The sequence below is a fragment of the Adlercreutzia equolifaciens genome (assembly GCF_029076695.1).
Classification (GTDB): Bacteria; Actinomycetota; Coriobacteriia; order Coriobacteriales; family Eggerthellaceae; genus Adlercreutzia; species Adlercreutzia equolifaciens_A.
Map to the genome: position 1 here is coordinate 1 of NZ_JARFIK010000154.1, position 349 is coordinate 349.

1 protein-coding gene is annotated in these 349 nt (G+C 58.5%); it reads left to right on the plus strand.

Annotation, left to right across the window (positions count from 1 at the left end; genetic code table 11):
* Window positions 1–78: 78 nt before the first annotated feature.
* Window positions 79–349, plus strand: a 271-nt coding sequence (locus PZH32_RS14280) for a cobaltochelatase CobT-related protein (protein WP_428994040.1), incomplete at its 3' end; no start/stop codon positions are given.

Below are 349 nucleotides of genomic sequence, written 5' to 3' on the forward strand. Positions count from 1 at the left end.
GGACGCAGGGGCACACTGCACGCCAATTCGCTACACCGTCTGCAGGTTGGCAATGCTCGTGTTTTCCAAAAGGGGTCTGTGCAATTGGGCCTCAATACGGCTGTCCATATCCTGCTGGACGTAAGCGGCAGCATGGCTGGCGCACCGATTAATCTTGCCAATCGGGCCTGCTTTGCAGTGGCAACGGCGCTGAGCCATATCCGTGGCGTAAATCCAGCGGTTACCGCTTTCCCCGCTACGACGGTCACAAACTCTGTATTCCCCATCATGCGGCATGGGCAGCCGTTGCCAGATAGGTTCGATATTTGGGCTTCTGGCGGAACCCCCTTGGCTGGGGCCTTGTGGTGGG